The sequence below is a fragment of the Rhodococcus sp. 15-2388-1-1a genome, from assembly GCF_002259145.1.
In the GTDB taxonomy this organism is placed as follows: domain Bacteria; phylum Actinomycetota; class Actinomycetes; order Mycobacteriales; family Mycobacteriaceae; genus Rhodococcoides.
Genome location: NZ_NPFP01000006.1, coordinates 50,190 through 68,032, shown reverse-complemented (window position 1 = coordinate 68,032; position 17,843 = coordinate 50,190). Strand labels below are relative to the sequence as shown.

The window sequence follows — 17,843 nt, the reverse complement described above, 5'->3', positions numbered from 1 at the left end:
TAGCAACGCTCGGCGGTGTAGGAGTCAGGAAGTGGACGCCGAACACCGCCCCGAGCGGGTGCTCGGGGCGGTGTTCGGCCACGGTGTTCCGAACGGTGCCGCTACACCAGCTCGATGACGTTCAATGCCCCGTCGGCATGCGAACTGCGCAGTCGCTTCTTGTCGTATTTGCCGACGCTGGTTTTCGGGACCTCGTCGATGAAGGTCCATCGCTCGGGCAACTGCCAATGCGCGACGCGACTGTCGAGGAACTCTCTCAGTTCCTCGGCCGTCACCGACGCACCCTCGCGCACGACGACAGCCACCAGGGGCCGTTCGTCCCACTTGGCGTCCGGCACTCCGATGACCGCGGCCTCACGAACAGCCGGATGTCCCATCACCTGGTTCTCGAGTTCCACCGACGAGATCCACTCGCCACCGGACTTGATGATGTCCTTGGATCGATCGGTCAGGCGCAGGTAACCGCCTTCGGAGATGGTCCCCACGTCACCGGTCCGCAGCCAACCGTCGTCGAACTTGTCGTCTGCATCGGCGCGGTAGTAGCTGCCGGTGATCCACGGGCCACGGACTTCTAGTTCGCCGACGGTCTTGCCGTCCCACGGCAACACCTCACCGGCATCGCCGACGAGTCGTGCTCGCACACCGGCGACGAATCGTCCTTGCGTGCAACGCAAATCGAACTCCTCCTCAGCCGACAGCCCGGCATCGGGCTTGCCGGACGTGCCGAGAGGCGAGGTCTCGGTCATGCCCCACGCCTGCGAGATGTGTACGCCGTACTTCTCGTGGAAGGCCCGCATCAGGCTCGGTGGACACGCGGCACCGCCAACCACAACGTCACGCAGACTCGACAAATCGGCCGGGTGCTCGTCCAGGTGAGCGAGCAGGGCCTGCCAGATGGTCGGAACGGCCGCCGCGGCCGTCGGACGCAGTGTCGACATCATCTCCGCCAACGGAGCCGGCTGCAGAAACCTGTCGGGCATGATCAGCGACGCACCGACCATCAGCGCTGCATAGGGCAATCCCCACGACATCGCGTGGAACATCGGCACGATGGCCAAGACCTTGTCGGACTGCGCAATTGCCATCGCGTCGGTCATGCAGGCCTGCATCGAATGCAGGTAGATGGAGCGATGTGAATACACGACCCCCTTGGGGTCGCCGGTGGTGCCCGAGGTGTAACACATTGCGGCAGCTGATCGTTCGTCGAGCTCCGGCCAGTCGAACTCTTCCGGCTTGCCTGCGAGCAGGTCCTCGTAACCCAGTACCTCGATACCGTCGGGTGCAGTGACCTGCGCCGGGTCGACGCCGACGACGACGAGATGCCGGACGGTCTCGAATGTCGGCAGCAGGGGTGTCAGCAGGGGGAGCAGGCTCGCGTCGGCGATGATCACCTGATCCTCGGCATGATTGACGATGTAGGTGAGCTGCTCGGGGAAGAGCCGAATGTTCAGCGTGTGCAGCACCGCGCCCATCGCAGGAATCGCCATGTAGGCCTCCATGTGCGGGGCGTTGTTCCACATGAACGTTCCGACGCGCTGATCGTCGTCGATGCCGATCGACCGCAGACCGTGTGCCAGTTGCGCTGCCCGCCTACCCAATTCCCCGAAGGTCACCGTGGTCGGACCGGTGTCCGTCCAAGTGGTGATCTCGGCCGAGGAGTGAATGGACGTCCCGAATCGAACCAGCTGGCCGATGGACAGTGGGGTGTCCTGCATGGTGCTCTTCATCGATCTCGCTCCTGAAGTCTCGGCATGCACGTCGTTGTGCTGCGCGTCACACCATGCACGATACGGACTTACTCGGACGCGTGGTCTCGGGTACCTCGGATTCGGCCGTCGACCTCGCGAACCATGTCCTGATAGATCTGCGACGCGGGATCGACGACCGCGAAGTGGCCCCCGGGTCCTTCGACCGAGACGACCGAATCCGAGCCCGCCGACGCGGCGGCGTAGTACGCCCGACTGATCTCGAGCAGGTTGGGATCGTCCGATACCGCGCACACCACCAGCTGCGGAACGCCGAGCGGAAGCCTCGAGATCGGCGACGATGCCTCGTACGTCTCCTGCGCACCGGCGAATCGCGCACCGATCGCATTCGACACCGCACCCTCGCCGAGCCAGCGCTCATCGCCGACCCGTAGATCGAGCACGCCGGCCAGGCCGACCGCGAGGGCAGGGGCGACCGGCGTTCCAACGGAATCGCCCGCGGCTCGCAGTGCGAGTTGACCTCCCGCCGAATGGCCGAACAGAACTACCCGGGACAGATCCAGATCGCCGGGTGCCGTCTCCAACGCTGCGATCGCGGACGCGACATCGCCGGTCATCACATCCCACCCGTGTTCGTCGGGGCGACGATATTCGACGTTCCACGTGGCGTAGCCCCGCGCGGTCAGATCGACGGCCATCGCGTCCATCAGGTCGAATTCCCACCGCGACCGCCAATATCCACCGTGGATCAGCACGGCAACAGGAAACGGACCGTCGCTCTCGGGTAACCGCTGCTCGACGCGTTGCTCGGGGTGATCCCCGTAGTGCAGGATCTTTCCGGGGTGGAAGCGGTGGAAGTACACGCTGTCGATCGCGAATCGCAGGCCGTCGAGTCCGCGGCCGCGAATGTGAGTACGGATGCCCGGTGATCTGTCCGGTGTGCACTGGCCCAGATCGACCCGAACGACACCGCCGTACGGCGCCGTGTCGATCGGGATCCCGTCACCGGGAACGACGATCGCCTCGTCGGAACCGGTTGCGGTGTCGACGATTCCGCCCGTCAATCCTCGGGCCGACAGCGCCCTGGCGACCAATTCCTGCGCCGTCGCGAGGTCGGCGAACACGCCGGGAGCGGCGACGATGTCGAGGTGCGTCGAGGGGTGCGTCATGGGTTCACGCTACCCAGAACGGCGTCGACCGAGCCCGAGACGGGGTGTCCGGGCTCGGTCGAAGGCCGATGTCAGTTGTCGACGGCCTCGTTCAGTTCGCGCAGACGGGGCAGTGCGCGGTTGGTGAGCAGGTCCTCGCGGGTCTCGGCGGAGACGGCCATGCTGTCCTTCCACAGTGAGCGGCCGGCCATCGCGCCGCGCGCGCCGTTGGCGACCGCGATGCGTACCTGCTCGATGAACGTCTCGTGGTCGACGCCCGCCGACAGCACTGCCCACGGAACACCCTGTGCCGCTTCGGTAACGGCGGCACATGCCTCGGCGGAACCGGGGTAGGGGAGCTTGAGCACCTTGGCACCGCATTCGACCGAGATGCGGGTGGAGTCGGCGATGATCTTGCCGAAGCCGGCCTTGTAATCCTGGTCCGATTCGCCCTCGAGCTTGTAGGTCAGGATTTCGACGATGAGCAGCAGTCCCTCGGCGGAGCATGCCTTGACGAGGTCGCGGATCTCCTCGGCGACACGGGAATCGACGCCCTGCCGTTCGGGGCGCATGTAGAACAGCATCTTGGCGACATCGCCGCCCAGATCGCGGACGACGCGCGGGGTGACGCCGTCGACGAAGCGGGTGTAGCGCAAGCCGTCGGTCTCCTCGAAGCCCGAGGCATCCATGCCGACCACCAACGCGGTGTTGCGCGAGAGCACACCCTCGTCGACGATCTTCGGCAGCGCGACCTCCGGGTCGAGCAGGATCGCCGGCGCGTGATTGCCGAGGTAGCGAACCAGATCGGCCTTGGCGTCGGCGAGCTGCTCGACGGTGATCGAGCCGGGTCCGTCGGTGGCGTCCTTCATGACCGCCTTCATGCCGTTGCGCTGATCTCCGGCGACGATGAGCATGTTGCCGTCGGCGGTGGAGATGGCAGCCATTCCGCGACGTTCGAGGGTGGTGAGTTCGTTCATTGTTTTCTCCTGGTGGTGGTGATTGGGGCCGTGAGCAAGTGAGACAACGTTGTCTCACTGCAGAAATGTGGACTCAGATTTCTATGAGCGTGAGTAGTCGCGCAGCGAACAGTGCTGCGCCGTAGGCGGTGTCCTGGGCACGAGTCGAGACCGAGACTTCGGGGAGCACCTGCGCGCGGGCATCCCGAACGCTGGCCATTCCCGCCCAGCCGCCGGTGAGCAGTGTGGTCCGAGCGGGAGCAACCTCGGCGTCGAGGGCAGCGATGAGGCGGGCGATCTCGTCGTTGCCGTGCAACAGGATCGAACGGAACAGCTCCGCCGCGTTCACCCCGTCCGTACGGACGGTGATGGACAGCACGCCGTCGTCGTTGCGGGCCCCGGCGATCTCTATCCCGCCGTCGGTGGACGGTCCGCCTGCAGGCAATGCGCACACTCGCTGATCGAGCAGGTCACGCCCGGCGCGGTCGGTGATGTCGCACAACTGCAACGCCCGTCGCATCAACAGTCCGGTCTTGACCCCGGCGACGAGTACGTGTTGGCCCGGAACCACATGCCGCACCGAATTGATCAGATGATCGGCCAGACGGCTTCGAGCCGCGGGAGTCAGGGGAGCGTCGAGCACTCGCAGCAGAACCTCGGCGGTGCCCATCGACACGTGATACCGATCGTTGGGGATTGCCCCACCCGATACGGCGGAGACGAGGTGGTCGTGACCGGCCACGGTCAACCGTGCCCCCACGATGGCGTCGGGAAGGGCGGGTCCGGTTGCGGCCCCCAGATCGGTACCGGCGTCGACGAGAGGCGGGAGGAACTCGGCCCCGACGCCCAAGTGCGTCAACATCTCCGTCCACGGCTCGCCGGTGTCCTGATCGAGCAGTCCCGTCCTGGAACTCAACGAGTAGTCGGCCACCGCACGACCGCCGAGGGACAGTACGACGAACTCGGGCAGATTGAACCATCGCAGTCCGGCCAGGTTCAGTCCGTTGTCGCGGAGGTGCGCGATCTTGACGACCGAGACCTGCACGCCGACGGGGAGCCCGGTCGTGCCGGCGAACCGGTCACGGAGATCCTGGGGTAGTGAGTCGACCTGCTGCTGCCCTCGGGGATCGAACCACGCGAATGCCGGGGCTCGGACAACGTTGTCTTCATCGAGAAGAAAGCCCGTCTCACCCATCCCGGACACGGCGATCGCATCGATGCGCGACGCGGGATCGCCGGTCACCTCCGGCAGTCGACGCGCGACGGCGTCGAGCAGATTCGCGATGGTCGCGAGCAGGTCCTCGGCCTCGAGGTCGGTGGTTCCGCCCGGGCCGTGATGCCACGGCGTCGGACTCTGCTCGATGAGCAGTTCGGTTCCGGCCTCGTCGATCACGAGCACCTTGATGCCGGTGCTACCGAGGTCGAGTCCCGCAACGAGTCTGGGATTCACGGGGATGTTCTCATTTCTGTGCAGGTAAGGGGAGTGCATGTGAGAGTCGTTCGACCAGGGTGGTCGGCGCAATCTGTTGCTCGACTTCGAGATAGGGATCGTCGAAGCGCTGCACCAGGCGATCGAACGCGAGGGTGCCGATCCGGTATGGATCCTGGTCGATGCATGTCACCGACGGGCTGACGGCATCGGCGAGCGAGAAGTTGCCGAACGAGACCATGGCAACGTCGGTGCGATCGATCTCGTGCAGCACCGATACCACGGCCGTCGCATGCCGCGCGTTGGCGACGAAGAAGGCAGTCGGCGGATTGCGCAGAGCCAGAAGCTTCTTCACCACCGGCCGTACCGAGTCCGCGGCATGGGACACGGGGGGAGCGAGTGCTGAGTCCGGCTTCTGGCCGAGGTCGGTGAGGACGTCGAGGTACGCCTCACGGCGCAGCTGTGCGGTCTGCAGTCGATCGTCGAAGCCGAGCAACGCAATTCGGGTGTGGCCGCCCTCGACCAGTTTCTCGACGGCCCGCTTGGCAGCACCGTAATCGTCGACGATGACCGAATCGAATCCCGCGATCGAGCGGTCGATGGTCACCGTGGGAAGTGTTCGGCGACGCGGCACGAGGAAATCGCTGTGGTCGCCGACCGGCGCCAGGATGATGCCGCGGACGTGTTGACCGGCCAGCAACGCCAGCTGATCACGTTCGCGCTGGGCGTCGAACCCAGTGCTGCCGACGATGACGGCCAGTCCGTGTTCGAGAGCGCGATCCTCGACGGCACTGACCAAGGATGCGAAGAACACGTCGTCGATGGAATCGACGATGATCCCGATGGTGTTGCCGGATCCCGATTTCAGCGAGCGTGCAGCGGAATTGGGGACGTAGTTGAGCGTCTGTACCGCGGCCTCGACGCGTTCGCGCAGCTCGGGCAACACCGTGTCCACGCCGTTGACGACACGGGAGACGGTCTTGAAGCTGACGCCTGCCAATGCGGCGACGTCTTTGATGCTTGCGCGCTCGGTCACGTGAACTCTCGATCGGAGGAATTGTGTTCGCTGTAGCACAGGTGCGAGACAACGTTGTCTTGTATGATTCACGTCATGCCTCATGTCTGTCAAGACGTTTCCGCGATCGATCGGGATCAACTGCCGGTTCTGCTCGTCGCGGGTGCTGCAGGAAGTGGAAAGACCACCCTCGGACGCGAGCTGGCGCGCCGCTTCGGCACGGCATTGCTCGACCTCGACACACTCACCAATCCTCTACTCGACGAACTGGATTCGCTGTTGGACGGCCCACACTGGAACAGTGCGGGGCCGCACGCAGAACGCATTCGTGCCGGCCGGTACGCAGTACTGCTCGCTGCTGCGAGGGACCTCGTGGAGATCGGTCAGCGCCCCGTTCTGGTCGCGCCTTTCACCCGCGAATTGACCGCGGGCACGGAGTGGGAACGGCTGGTCTCGCAGGTGGCTCCCGCAGCAACGATGGTCGTCCACGTGGACGGCTCGCCGGAGCTGCTGGCGCGTCGACGGGCGGCCCGCGGGGCAGAGCGCGACGCCCATCGGCCGACGGATCCGCCGGTGGAGAAGCCGCGTGTTCCGCATCTGCGGATCGATGCCGAATTGTCGACACCACTGCAGGTCGATCTGGTTGCGCATGCGCTCCAGGATCAGTCGCAGCGGTGATCGCTTCCAGGCGTGCAGGATTGCCGTTCGATCAGCTCGACCCCGAGGATGTTGCGGCGCTTGTAGCGCTTGCTCGGATTCTCGATCCGCCCCAGTAGTCGCTCGATGGCCAACCGGCCGAGCCGAGCAGGATTCTGATCGATCACCGTCACCGGGGGCATCACTGCATCGGCCAGCGGGAAGTCGCCGAATCCGACGAACGCCAGATGCAGCAATTCCATCTGCTGCAGAACCGGCACACATGCCATGGCCACGCGGGCATTGGACAGAAACAGCGCAGTCGGTGGATCGTCGAGTGCGGTCAGTGCGGTCAGGGCGCTGCGAGCATCGTCGCGGCCCATGACGCCGAGCGCAACGAGAGAATCGTCGAACTCGATTCCTCGGGCCTGCAACGACTCTCGATACCCCTCGAGTCGATTCCGGCTGGTCGGAATATTGGCAGTGTCGCCGATGACCGCGATCCGAGTGTGTCCCAGTCGAAGCAGATGATCGGTGGCCAACACCGCCCCGCCGTGATCGTCGTCGACGAAGCTGTCGGCCTTGAGGCCGTCGGGTCCCCGATCGACGAAGACCGTCGGCGTCTTGTCGATCCAACGCTCCAGATAGCCGTGATCGGAACCGGTCGGCGCAATGATCAAGCCGCTCAACTGTCTACGCAGCAACGACTCGACCAGAGCCTGCTCCTGGCCACCGTCGTGCCCCAGGCTCGTGACCAGCACGGCCATGTCGTCCTCGCGGGCGCGTTCCTCGATGGCTCGGGCGATGGAGGAGAAGAACGGATCGTCGATATCGGGTACGGCCACACCGATTGCCGCCGCTTGACCGTTGCGAAACGATGTCGCCATCGTGTTCGGAACGTAGTTCAGTGAATTGAGGGCATCGGTGACGCGAGCGCGCGTGTCGGGGTCGACGTGCGGATCGTTGTTGTACACCCGTGAGACGGTCTTGGCGCTGACTCCGGCCAGTGCCGCGACATCCTGCATGGTGGTCATGATCTACCCCCGTCTGCTCGTCGTCTGCTCGTCATCGACTCGTGTAGCCGCCGTCCACCGGCAGCGACACCCCGGTCACCATGGAAGCATCATCGCTCAACAGGAAGGCAATCGGCGCGGCAATCTCGTCCTCGGTGGCCCAGCGACCCAGCGGCATCTGTGCCAGGAACGGCTGCTCGATCTCCGGACGGCCCCAGTAGAACGCGGACATCTCCGTCATCACGACGGTCGGATTGACTCCGTTGACCCGGATTCCGTGGCGACCGAGTTCGAGGGCCGAGACCCGAGTGATGTTGTCCAGGGCAGCTTTCGAGGAGCCGTACGAGATGTGACCCGTCAGGGCGACGAGACTGGCCTGGCTCGACACGTTCACGATTGCCCCCGCACCGGCGGCGATCATCGCGGGGACGGTGTACTTGATGACGAGGAGAGCGCCGCGCGCGTTGATGGCGATGACCTTGTCGAAGATGGAGATGTCGGTGTCCTGTGGCGTGGCGATCTCGCCGCCGAAGCCGGCGCAGTTCACCACTCCGTAGAGCGCGAGCCCCTCGACGGCCTCGCGCACGCTGTCCTCGGAGGTCAGGTCGAACGCCAGAGGCTGCGCGCCGGTCTCGTCGGCGAGCTTGTCCAGTGCGTCCACCGACTGACCGGCTGCGACGACGTCGGCACCGTCGGCCACCAGCCTTCTCACCGTGGCCGAGCCGATACCGCCGCTGGCACCGGTCACCAAGATCTTCCGGCCGTCGAACTTCGCCATGTGCGTCAACCTTCACTGTCTCCGAATAGGTCATGTCATCGATGTCATTCGCCGCATGTGCGTGCTGGATGTCATCGGTGTCATGGACGGTACCTCAGCACCGTTCCATCAGGTAGAAAATGGAGCAGATCGCAAATATTCCCAGTTCAGAGACGGTACCGCTCGGTCCGATAGCGGGGCGACGGTGCGGCTCCGTCCATGTGCAGGAGTTGTGTCATGTCACCGGTGACATGAATTTTCACGAAACACGTGACAATGCGGGTTGCGTGGGTCACACTCGTTTACACAACGAGCCCCGCAGGGAGCTCGACCTGCCTCGCAGACCACGATCACCGACCGTGCTGCACGGGCACCGGTGGGGGTATCCATCCCGCATCCGACGGTTTTCGATTCGACCAAGGAGTATCCATGGCCAGCGTTGCACCTGTTGCGACACCGATCCTCGAGGCGAGGGGATTGTCGAGGAGCTTCGGAAACGTGCGCGCCCTCGACGACGCCGATTTCGACATCTACCCCGGCGAGGTCGTCGCCCTCATCGGCGACAACGGTGCAGGCAAGTCGACGTTGGTCAAGGCGCTCTCGGGCAGTCTCGCGGTCGACACCGGCGAGATCCTGTTCGACGGCACCGCGGTCGATCTCGACAGTCCCACCGTGGCAGCCGAACTTGGCATCGAGACGGTGTTCCAGGATCTCGCTCTCGCGCCGCACCTGAACGCGCAGCAGAACATGTTCCTCGGTCGGGAACTTCCCGCGAAAGGGCTGCTCGGCCGTCTCGGTTTTCTCGACGTCTCCACGATGCGCAAGCAGTCGCAGGACGCGTTGAACGAACTCGGAGCGACCGTGCGTAGCCTCACCGTTCCCGTCGGAGCCATGTCGGGTGGCCAGCAACAGGCCATTGCGATCGCTCGCGCGGTCGCCTGGGCCAAAGGCGTTGTGTTCCTGGACGAACCGACCGCGGCGCTCGGTGTGGTGCAGACCCGAAACGTTCTCGACACCATTCGCCGCGTGGCGGACAGGGGAGTGGCGGTGGTGTTCATCAGCCACTCGATGCCGCACGTGATCGAGGTCGCCGACCGCGTTCAGGTACTGCGGATGGGCAAGCGCGTCGCCACTCTCGACGCCAAGAACACGACCATGGAAGAACTCGTCGGCGCGATGACCGGCGCAACCACCGGAGCCACACGATGACCAACCAGACCATCAGCCCCTCCCTCGAGCCGATGCCGCCCGGCGACAAGCCGTCTCGGCACTCCTTCGATCTCGTCGAAGCGCTCGGTAAGTTGGCCCGGGTTCAGGTGTTCCAGATCGTGCTGGTCTTGGCTGCAATCTGCCTCGTGTTCTCGATCATGGCTCCCGGCAGCTTCCCCGAGTGGGGCAACATCCGCCAGATCATCCAGAACGTATCCATCCTGGCCGTTCTCGGGATCGGCATGACGTTCGTCATCGTCACCAGTGGCATCGATCTCTCGGTCGGCTCCGTTCTCGTTTTCTCCGGAGTCGTCTCGGCCAAGACCATGGCCGCGATCGGCGGCGACGGATGGGGAGTTGCCGCTGTCGGAATCGTGGTGGCACTGGGGTGTGGACTCTGCTGGGGATTGCTCAACGGTTTCCTGATCGGTAAGGCCAACGTGCCTCCGCTGATCGTGACTCTCGGGACCCTGGGCGGAGCTCTCGGGCTCTCGCAGGTCATCACCGGGGGCGTCGACATCCGCGACGTACCACCGGTTCTGGTCGATACCATCGGTTACGGAAACTTCCCGGCCACCACCATTCCCCTGATTTCGAGCATCGCGTTGGTGCTCGTGGTGATCTTCGGAATCGTGCTGCATCGCACCAAGTTCGGCCTCTACACTTTTGCCGTCGGCTCCAAGGAGCAGTCTGCTCGACGCGTCGGCATCAAGGTGGACATGCACCTGGTCAAGGTCTACGCACTCTCCGGCACCCTCGCCGGACTGGCGGGCATCCTGTCTCTGTCGCAGTACGGCACCACCGCGATCGCCGGCCAGTCGCAGACCAACCTCAATGTCATTGCGGCAGTGGTCATCGGTGGAACGAGCCTCTTCGGCGGCATCGGAACCATGTTCGGCACCGTCGTCGGACTGTTCATCCCTGCAGTGCTGCAGAACGGCTTCGTCATCGTCGGAGTCCAGCCGTTCTGGCAACAGGTCGCCGTCGGTGCTGTCCTCATCGCAGCGGTCTACTTCGATCAGCGTCGACGCGACGCAGCGAGCCGAGGTCAATCGCCCAGCTCCCTCAAGAAACTCTGGTCCCGAAGTCCCTAACCTCGGCCGGTCTCGAAACTCCCTCTATCGCACACCCCTTACAAGAAAGTCGACCATGATCACATCACGCACCGCCGTCGTTGCACTGAGTGTCGCTTCGGTCTCCGCCATGTTCCTGGCGGGTTGTTCGTCCGACTCCGGAAGCGGTGGCGGCAGCGGCAACATCGCCTTCATCCAGGGCGTCAGTGGCGACGAGTTCTACATCAGCATGCAGTGCGGAATCGAAGCTGCGGCGAAGGATGCAGGCGTCACCGTCGATACCCAGGGCCCGGTCAAGTTCGATCCCACCCTGCAGAAGCCGATCGTGGATTCGGTTGTCGCATCGCGGCCGTCGGCGATCCTCATCGCGCCCACCGACGTGGCCGCCATGCAAGCACCCCTCGAAGCAGCCTCCAGAGCAGGTATCAAGGTCGTCCTCGTCGACACCACCCTGGAAGACCCGTCCATCGCGGTCTCCTCGATCTCGTCCGACAACAAGGGCGGCGGGGCAGAAGCGTTCAACGCGATCGAGCGGCTCAACCCGGCCGGCGGCAAGGTGCTCGTCATCTCCACCGATCCCGGGATCTCCACTGCCGACGCCCGAGTGGAGGGCTTCGAAGAGGCCGTCGATGCCAACCCTGCCTTCGACTACCTCGGCGTGCAGTACAGCCACAACGACCCGGCCGAAGCTGCTCGTCTGGTTTCGGCCGCCCTCGCCAAAGACCCCGACATCACCGGCATCTTCGCCGCGAACACGTTCGCAGCCGAGGGCACCGCGACCGGAGTTCGGCAGGCGGGCAAGCAGGATCAGGTCAAGATCATCGGCTTCGACGCAGGCCCGGCACAGGTGAAGCAGCTTCGTGAGGGAACAGTCCAGGCTCTGATCGCGCAGCAGCCCGACACCATCGGCACCGACGGTGTCGCGCAGGCCATGGCCGCCATCAACGACCAGCCGGTCACCGCCGAGATCTCGACCGGCTTCCATGTCATCACCGCCGACAACATCGACGGCGAGGGCGCGCAGTACGTCTACAAGTCGTCCTGCTGATTTCTGACGTGTAACCCCTTCAGCTGCGGTGGTGCTCCTGGTGGCAGAACATGCCCGGGAGCGCCACCGCTCACCACGTTCGTCCGACCCCGAGGATCTGTCATGACCGAGCTTCGCCGCGCGACGTTGGAACACCTGCCCGCGACCGTCGCGAAGCCGGACTACGACTTGGACGAACTGCACTGCGGTGTGGTGCATTTCGGAGTCGGCGCTTTTCATCGCGCACATCAGGCGGTGTACTTCGATCGGCTGCTCGCGGCCGGACATCTCGACTGGGCGCTGTGCGGAGTGGGAGTGTTGCCGGGAGACAGGAAGATCGGCGATGTCCTCGACTCCCAGGATCATCTCTACACCCTGGTCACGGTGGATCCCGACGGTCGACGCGACGCTCGGGTGATCGGATCGGTCGCGGATTTCGTCTTCGCGCCGGACGATCCGGAGGGCGTGATCGATGTGCTCAGCTCACCCGCCACGATGATCGTGTCACTGACGATCACCGAGGCGGGCTACGGCATCGACGACGTCACCGGTGCATTCGAGCCCACCGATCCCGCGGTGCTCGACGACCTCGGTGACCTCTCGATACCGTCGAGTGTCTTCGGCTTTCTGACCGTTGCGCTCGCCACCCGCCGGTACCACGGAATTCCGCCGTTCACCGTGATGTCGTGCGACAACATCGTCCACAACGGGTCGGTGACCCGAACGGCATTGACCTCCTTCGCCCGTCGGCACGACGCCGACCTGGCGGACTGGATCGACGCAACGGTGGCATTTCCCAACTCGATGGTCGACCGCATCACCCCTGCTACGACCGCCGCCGTCATCGAGGACGTGCGCAGCGACTTCGGAATCGACGATGGCTGGCCGGTCCGGTCGGAATCGTTCTCGCAGTGGGTGGTCGAAGACACCTTCTCGTTCGGGCGACCTCCCTTCGGCGAGGTCGGAGTGCAACTCGTCGCCGACGTCGCACCGTACGAACACATGAAACTGCGGCTGCTCAACGGATCTCACCAAGCACTGAGCTATCTCGGTATCCTCGCCGGATACAGCCACGTGCACGAGGTGATGGCCAGCCCCGACCTGTACGAGTTCGTCGCGTCGTACATGCGGGCCGAGGCTGCCCCGACGCTCGCCCCGGTCGACGGAATCGACATCGATACCTATATCGAGCAACTGCTGCACCGTTTTTCGAGCCTCGCCGTGCGAGACACGCTCGAACGTCAGATCGTCGACGCGTCCGCGCGCATCCCGAAGTTCGTGCTGCCGGTGATCCGCGACCGGCTCGCGCAGGACCGGTCGGTCGACCACGGAGCGCTGGTGCTCGCCGCGTGGTGCGGTGTGCACGAGCGCGGGGACATTCCGATGGTCGACGCGAATGCCGAACACCTGCAGCGATTGTCGTGGGAGGACCACGACAATCCCGGCGCATTCCTGGCGAATCCTGCTGTCTTCGGCGATCTGTCGACAAGTCCGCGGCTGCGCGGGGCGTACCAACGGGCCAAGCGCTCGCTTCAGGACAGCGGTGCCCGCGGAGCAGTTCGGCGCGTGCTGGAACAGTCGGTCGGAGTGGGTCAGCCCTTGTAGTACACCACCTGGTGGCTCGTGGCCAGCAACGTCCCGGCTTCGGTCCACAGTTCGGCCGTCTGATCGAAGTAACCCTGATGGAAGCGGCGGGCTCGTGCTGTGCCGAGGATGTACCCGTCGGAGTGTTGCTCGAGATCGTCGGGCGTCGCGAAGTAGTGGGTCGTCAGCGAGATGGTGCCGGCCGGCACGTAGCGACCGAGGCGCTGAAAGATTCTGGGGTAGAACACATCGCTGAGCGAGGTCAGCGCAGCGAAGTCCAGCGGGCGCGGAGGCGTGTCGCGGATCCAGAGGGTCTCGGTCGAGTCCGGTGACTCCTGGTCGTTCAGAGCGCCTGCAACGAACCGCATCTCGTAGTTCTGCGCCCAGGCGATCGCGTCGGGAAAGTTGCCTCGGGGCGTGTCGGCGGGGGAGGTGACGGCCGGTGCCACGGCCTCGGTGTTGTCCCACGTCTCACGCCTGGTTCCGAACACTGCTGTAGCTGTGGTGGCGACGGCACCGTCCTGGACGAGTTCGAGGTACCAGTGCTGATTGCTGCGGTTGGTGCGCACGGCGCGCGCCGAGATCTCGAACTCGCCCTCGGCCACCGGACCGGCGAAGTTGACCGTCAGCGAGACCGGCGATCCGAGGCATTCCGAATGCTGTTCGATGGCTCGGATGAACGTCGCGGCAGTGATGCCACCGAACGGGCCGACCATGTTGTTGTACGGCGCTGATGTCCTGCCGCGATACGTGCCGTCGCCGACGGTCTCGAGCGCGACTGCTGTGTCGAACGAATGCATTGTTCTCCCGTAGGTCTCGATCGGCGTTCGTGCCGATTCAAACTATCCGGCCCACTCGGGTGGTACACAGGGTGGCTCCCTCAAGGAATGATTCGCTGTCGACGCAACTCGGCGACTATCTCGGCGAACATTGCCTCGGTGTCGACGAAACGATGAAAACCCAGTCGACGCGCCTTGGAAGCGTCCGCTATGACGTCGTAGTCCCACGCGAACACGAAATCGCCGAATGCCCAGGACGATACGTCGGAATACGGAATTTTCTGCAGCCCGTTCTCGGCGACGATCGAATCCCACAGCGGTTCCTTGTCTGCCATGACGTCGGCCAAGGACATCGGTAGGGGACTTGCGGTGTCGATGTCGAAAAGACCCGCGATGCGCGGCCACATGTCGCTCCAGCGAAACAGATCGCCGTTGGTGATGTTGAACGCCTGGTTGGCGCAGCTCGGCGTGGTGGCCGCCCAGACTGTCGCCTCGGCGAGCAACGATGCATCCGTCATCTCGAGCAGTGCGTCGAAGGCACCGGGCTTGCCCGGAAACCGCATGGGGACGCCCAGTTTCTTGCACATGGTGGCGTATACGGCGATCACGGTGGCCAGATTCATCGGGTTCCCCAGTGCGACACCGCACACCACCGACGGCCGGATCGCCGACCACGTCCACCGCTTACCGAGCTGCCGCGTCTCGAGAAACTGCTGTTGATCGACGTTGAACTCGGGCGGCATGTGGGGTGGATCGGATTCTCGCGCCGGGGTTTTGAAGGGACCCAAGTGCGCGCCGTACACCTTGTAGCCCTGCATCAGGCTCACGTGCTCGAGGTCCGGTGAGCTCTCCTCGATGGCCGTGACCACGTTGACGAGCATCGCGAGATTGGGGGCGACGAGTTCGGCCCAGCTCGGTCTCTCCTGGTAAGCGGCGTAGAAGATGTGTGTGACCTCGGTCAGCTCCACCAGTCGACGGTGGGTCTCGTCGGCGTCGAGCAGATCCACCGCGATGTGCCGGACGCGTCCGGCGTCGGTACCACCGCGGCGTGACAGCCCGACGATGTCCCACTCACCGGATCGTTGCAGGTGGTCGATCAAGTTGCTGCCGATCACTCCGTTGGCTCCCACTACTACTGCGACGCGTGTCATGACCTACTCCTATCTGGATATCGCGATATTGCGATGCAATCAGTAGACCACATATCGTGATATCGCGATATCGGAGTAGGCTTGGAGGGTGGCTGACGAACTGGACCCCGGAGAGCTCGCGGCAGTGTTCGGTGCACTGGGCAACCCCGCGAGATTGGCGATCATGCGGTGGCTCAAGGACCCGAGCGACTTTCCGCCGCAGCTCGAACCGGCCGAGGATGTGGGAGTGTGTCTCAAACACATTCAGTCGAGGGCGGGTGTCTCCCAATCCACCGCTTCGCAGTACATGGCGGTACTTCAACGTGCCCACCTGGTGACGAGCACAAGAATCGGGCCCTGGGTGCACTACAAACGCAACGACGAATTCCTCGACCGACTGGCCGAGACGATCAAGACCGATCTGTGAAGTCTGTAGGCGGTGGGTTCGACCGGTGCTTTCGTCTTCGGCTCGACACCAGGTTGATGAACCCGGACAGTGCGAGACTGCCGCCGGGGTAGAGAAGGAAACCGAGTGAAAAGATGACAGGTTCCGATGCGTCCTTCACCATGTACACGGCACCGATGCCGGCGAGAACCACTCCCGCAACGGTGGCAAGCGCCATGGTTCGCCGGCTCTGATGGGACAACCACGTCGAGATCAAAATTGCGAAACCGGCGAATACGCACAGGAAGATCGACGCGATGAACAACGCATCCGACTTGACGACTGTGGCCACGAAGAACATGGATCCGCCGATGAGGAGAAGAGCCAGTTCCGGAACAGGCTGTCGCTGAGGAGCATCGGATTTCATTGTGGCCGTTGCCTCGCGAGATCCACCGCGCGAGTGAGCGATGCTGCCTCCAACGGTAGACCGTGCATGGCCGCAACATCGGCAGCACGCTCTCGTAGCGCTCCGGGGTCCGTCGCGCAGGCGACCGCGTGTAGGTCGATGCGCTGCAACAGCTTCTTCGTCACCGGTCGTTTGCTGTCCCAGAATGCCAGTGCAGCAATGAGATCGGTGGCCTCCTGGCCGGTCAACAGCGCATGGGCGACCGCGCATTCCGCTGGGTCCTCGAACGGCAGGAGATAGGTGGCGTCGTCGAACACCGCAGGTCTGCCGTCGTAGGGGCCGACCATCCTGAACTGCGGAACCTTGTGGAATCCGGAGATCGCGATCTTGTACGGCGCAAACGTGTACGGCCCCACACCGAAGATGCAGAACCGGTCGCGACTTCGGTAGATCGACGACTTTCGGCCATCGAGAGCACCCGCGTTGTCGGTCAGGTACTTCCACAGCTTCGGCGCGCTGTCCGCCAACTGCGCGGTGTCGTCGCCGGTATGCGACTGCGGAACGATCATCCAGCGCGACACCACCTTCAGCCTGTCACGGTAGACGTCGGTGCATTTGAACAGCGGGAACAAGTAGTCGGCTTCGATGTCGACGCTGGTTCCCAGTTTGGTTCGTGGGCCGTCGTTCTCGGCCAGTTCCATGACAGCAGACGCGTCGTGCTTGATGCCCTGACGCCACATCAGTGGACTGATGCCATCGAACTGTTTGCTTCGCTCGTAGGCGTCGACGTCCGCGACCAGTTGTCCGTCGACCACTCCGATTCTGGTGCTGGGACGCAGTGAATCCATACTCGGATACATCTGCGCAGTGTGGTCGGTTGGACCGGTTCCGAGTTCGACCACGAACCAACAGGCATCAACTCCGGCGTCGAACCACTTCTTGGCGTCGATGGGTCGCAGACTCGAACCGGTGATCGGGAGGCCGTGCCGAGCGCAGTGCAACAGGATGTTTCGTGCTACCTGGGTCTTGCAGATCATCGCAACGGTGACCGGGTGATCTGCGAACTCGGCCAGCAACTTGATCCAGATGAACTCCGCGATATCGAAATTGGAGCTTCCGGTGATCGCATCGATTCCGCGGGCGTTGTCGGTGTTCGCACGAGCCGGTCGGTTGCTGGAGCCCAGAACCGAGAGCTGAGAGTTGGTCACCCACGGTGGGTTGCCGATCACGAGAGTCGGGCCCGGCTCGGATGTCCATGCGATGTCGCGTGCCAGGTCGAGATCGAAGATCGAGGCAGTGATCACTCTGCCGAACACCGATGCGGCCGCGGCGTACTCGGGTTGCACCTCGATCCCGACACGCTCTGCGTCGGGGTGACTCTTGGCCAGTACCGACAGGAAGTTCCCGACACCGCAGGTGGGTTCGAGGACGCGAGTCCACTGTCGTCGAGGCAGGGTGTTCACCAACGCACGTGCCAACTCGATCGGGGTCTGGAAGTCCCCGAACTCGTTGTTGGGCATCGATGCCTCCGGCAGTGGTGCGGACAAGTGCCTTCCGTGGCGCGGGAGCGGAGCGACCCGGAGTCACGGC

At 63.9% G+C, this 17,843-nt stretch carries 17 protein-coding genes; 6 read left to right on the top strand and 11 right to left on the bottom strand.

Features of this window, described 5'->3' with window-relative positions; all coding sequences use genetic code 11:
• Positions 1 to 101 precede the first annotated feature (101 nt).
• From CH302_RS04095 to CH302_RS04075, 5 genes are all read right to left on the bottom strand, one after another.
• Positions 102 to 1,727 (bottom strand): long-chain fatty acid--CoA ligase, encoded by a 1,626-nt coding sequence (locus tag CH302_RS04095; protein ID WP_037190947.1) that lies wholly within the window; start codon positions 1,725 to 1,727, stop codon positions 102 to 104.
• Between the two features lie 68 nt (positions 1,728 to 1,795).
• Positions 1,796 to 2,875: an alpha/beta hydrolase gene (locus CH302_RS04090; RefSeq protein WP_037190948.1), complete on the bottom strand. Its 1,080-nt coding sequence runs from the start codon at positions 2,873 to 2,875 to the stop codon at positions 1,796 to 1,798.
• Between the two features lie 71 nt (positions 2,876 to 2,946).
• Complete coding sequence (locus CH302_RS04085; RefSeq protein ID WP_037190951.1) at positions 2,947 to 3,831, bottom strand: tagatose-bisphosphate aldolase; 885 nt, start codon at positions 3,829 to 3,831, stop codon at positions 2,947 to 2,949.
• Positions 3,832 to 3,904: 73 nt separating this feature from the next.
• Positions 3,905 to 5,260, bottom strand: coding sequence for an FGGY-family carbohydrate kinase (locus CH302_RS04080; protein ID WP_037191185.1), 1,356 nt, complete (start codon positions 5,258 to 5,260; stop codon positions 3,905 to 3,907).
• Between the two features lie 10 nt (positions 5,261 to 5,270).
• Positions 5,271 to 6,275 (bottom strand): LacI family DNA-binding transcriptional regulator, encoded by a 1,005-nt coding sequence (locus CH302_RS04075; protein WP_037190953.1) that lies wholly within the window; start codon positions 6,273 to 6,275, stop codon positions 5,271 to 5,273.
• Between the two features lie 75 nt (positions 6,276 to 6,350).
• Between CH302_RS04075 and CH302_RS04070 the strand changes: the two genes are divergently transcribed.
• Positions 6,351 to 6,932 (top strand): AAA family ATPase, encoded by a 582-nt coding sequence (locus CH302_RS04070; RefSeq protein WP_176460634.1) that lies wholly within the window; start codon positions 6,351 to 6,353, stop codon positions 6,930 to 6,932.
• Here the strand turns inward: CH302_RS04070 and CH302_RS04065 are convergent.
• Complete coding sequence (locus tag CH302_RS04065) at positions 6,917 to 7,924, bottom strand: LacI family DNA-binding transcriptional regulator (RefSeq protein ID WP_037190958.1); 1,008 nt, start codon at positions 7,922 to 7,924, stop codon at positions 6,917 to 6,919. The two genes, CH302_RS04070 and CH302_RS04065, sit on opposite strands and share 16 nt — an antisense overlap.
• Before the next feature lie 31 nt (positions 7,925 to 7,955).
• Positions 7,956 to 8,681 carry an SDR family oxidoreductase gene (locus tag CH302_RS04060; RefSeq protein ID WP_037190961.1) on the bottom strand — a complete coding sequence of 242 codons (726 nt, stop codon included), beginning with the start codon at positions 8,679 to 8,681 and terminating at the stop codon, positions 7,956 to 7,958.
• A gap of 408 nt (positions 8,682 to 9,089) precedes the next feature.
• Here CH302_RS04060 and CH302_RS04055 point away from each other — a divergent pair, with 408 nt between their 5' ends.
• The 4 genes from CH302_RS04055 (at position 9,090) to CH302_RS04040 (ending at position 13,574) form a co-directional block, all read left to right on the top strand.
• Positions 9,090 to 9,869 (top strand): ATP-binding cassette domain-containing protein, encoded by a 780-nt coding sequence (locus CH302_RS04055; RefSeq protein WP_037190962.1) that lies wholly within the window; start codon positions 9,090 to 9,092, stop codon positions 9,867 to 9,869.
• A complete protein-coding gene (locus CH302_RS04050) occupies positions 9,866 to 10,963 on the top strand; it encodes an ABC transporter permease (RefSeq protein ID WP_080730678.1) in 1,098 nt (365 codons plus the stop codon). The genes CH302_RS04055 and CH302_RS04050 overlap by 4 nt, the downstream gene beginning before the upstream one ends.
• Positions 10,964 to 11,018: 55 nt before the next feature.
• Entirely contained in the window at positions 11,019 to 11,990 is a 972-nt protein-coding gene (locus CH302_RS04045) for an ABC transporter substrate-binding protein (protein WP_037190964.1), read from the top strand.
• 102 nt (positions 11,991 to 12,092) lie between these two features.
• Positions 12,093 to 13,574: a mannitol dehydrogenase family protein gene (locus tag CH302_RS04040; RefSeq protein WP_052047698.1), complete on the top strand. Its 1,482-nt coding sequence runs from the start codon at positions 12,093 to 12,095 to the stop codon at positions 13,572 to 13,574.
• Here the strand turns inward: CH302_RS04040 and CH302_RS04035 are convergent.
• Together CH302_RS04035 and CH302_RS04030 are read right to left on the bottom strand one after the other, a co-directional pair.
• On the bottom strand, positions 13,562 to 14,353 hold the full coding sequence (locus CH302_RS04035) for an acyl-CoA thioesterase (protein ID WP_037190966.1): 792 nt from the start codon (positions 14,351 to 14,353) through the stop codon (positions 13,562 to 13,564). The genes CH302_RS04040 and CH302_RS04035 overlap by 13 nt on opposite strands.
• Before the next feature lie 80 nt (positions 14,354 to 14,433).
• On the bottom strand, positions 14,434 to 15,483 hold the full coding sequence (locus tag CH302_RS04030; protein WP_037190969.1) for an SDR family oxidoreductase: 1,050 nt from the start codon (positions 15,481 to 15,483) through the stop codon (positions 14,434 to 14,436).
• Between the two features lie 163 nt (positions 15,484 to 15,646).
• On the opposite strand from CH302_RS04030, the gene CH302_RS04025 reads away from it, so the two are divergent.
• On the top strand, positions 15,647 to 15,889 hold the full coding sequence (locus CH302_RS04025) for an ArsR/SmtB family transcription factor (RefSeq protein ID WP_371828445.1): 243 nt from the start codon (positions 15,647 to 15,649) through the stop codon (positions 15,887 to 15,889).
• Here the strand turns inward: CH302_RS04025 and CH302_RS04020 are convergent.
• Entirely contained in the window at positions 15,873 to 16,274 is a 402-nt protein-coding gene (locus tag CH302_RS04020; RefSeq protein WP_037190973.1) for a hypothetical protein, read from the bottom strand. The two genes, CH302_RS04025 and CH302_RS04020, sit on opposite strands and share 17 nt — an antisense overlap.
• Positions 16,271 to 17,800 carry an SAM-dependent methyltransferase gene (locus tag CH302_RS04015; RefSeq protein WP_230596283.1) on the bottom strand — a complete coding sequence of 510 codons (1,530 nt, stop codon included), beginning with the start codon at positions 17,798 to 17,800 and terminating at the stop codon, positions 16,271 to 16,273. Before CH302_RS04015 ends, CH302_RS04020 begins: the two co-directional genes overlap by 4 nt.
• Positions 17,801 to 17,843 lie beyond the last annotated feature (43 nt).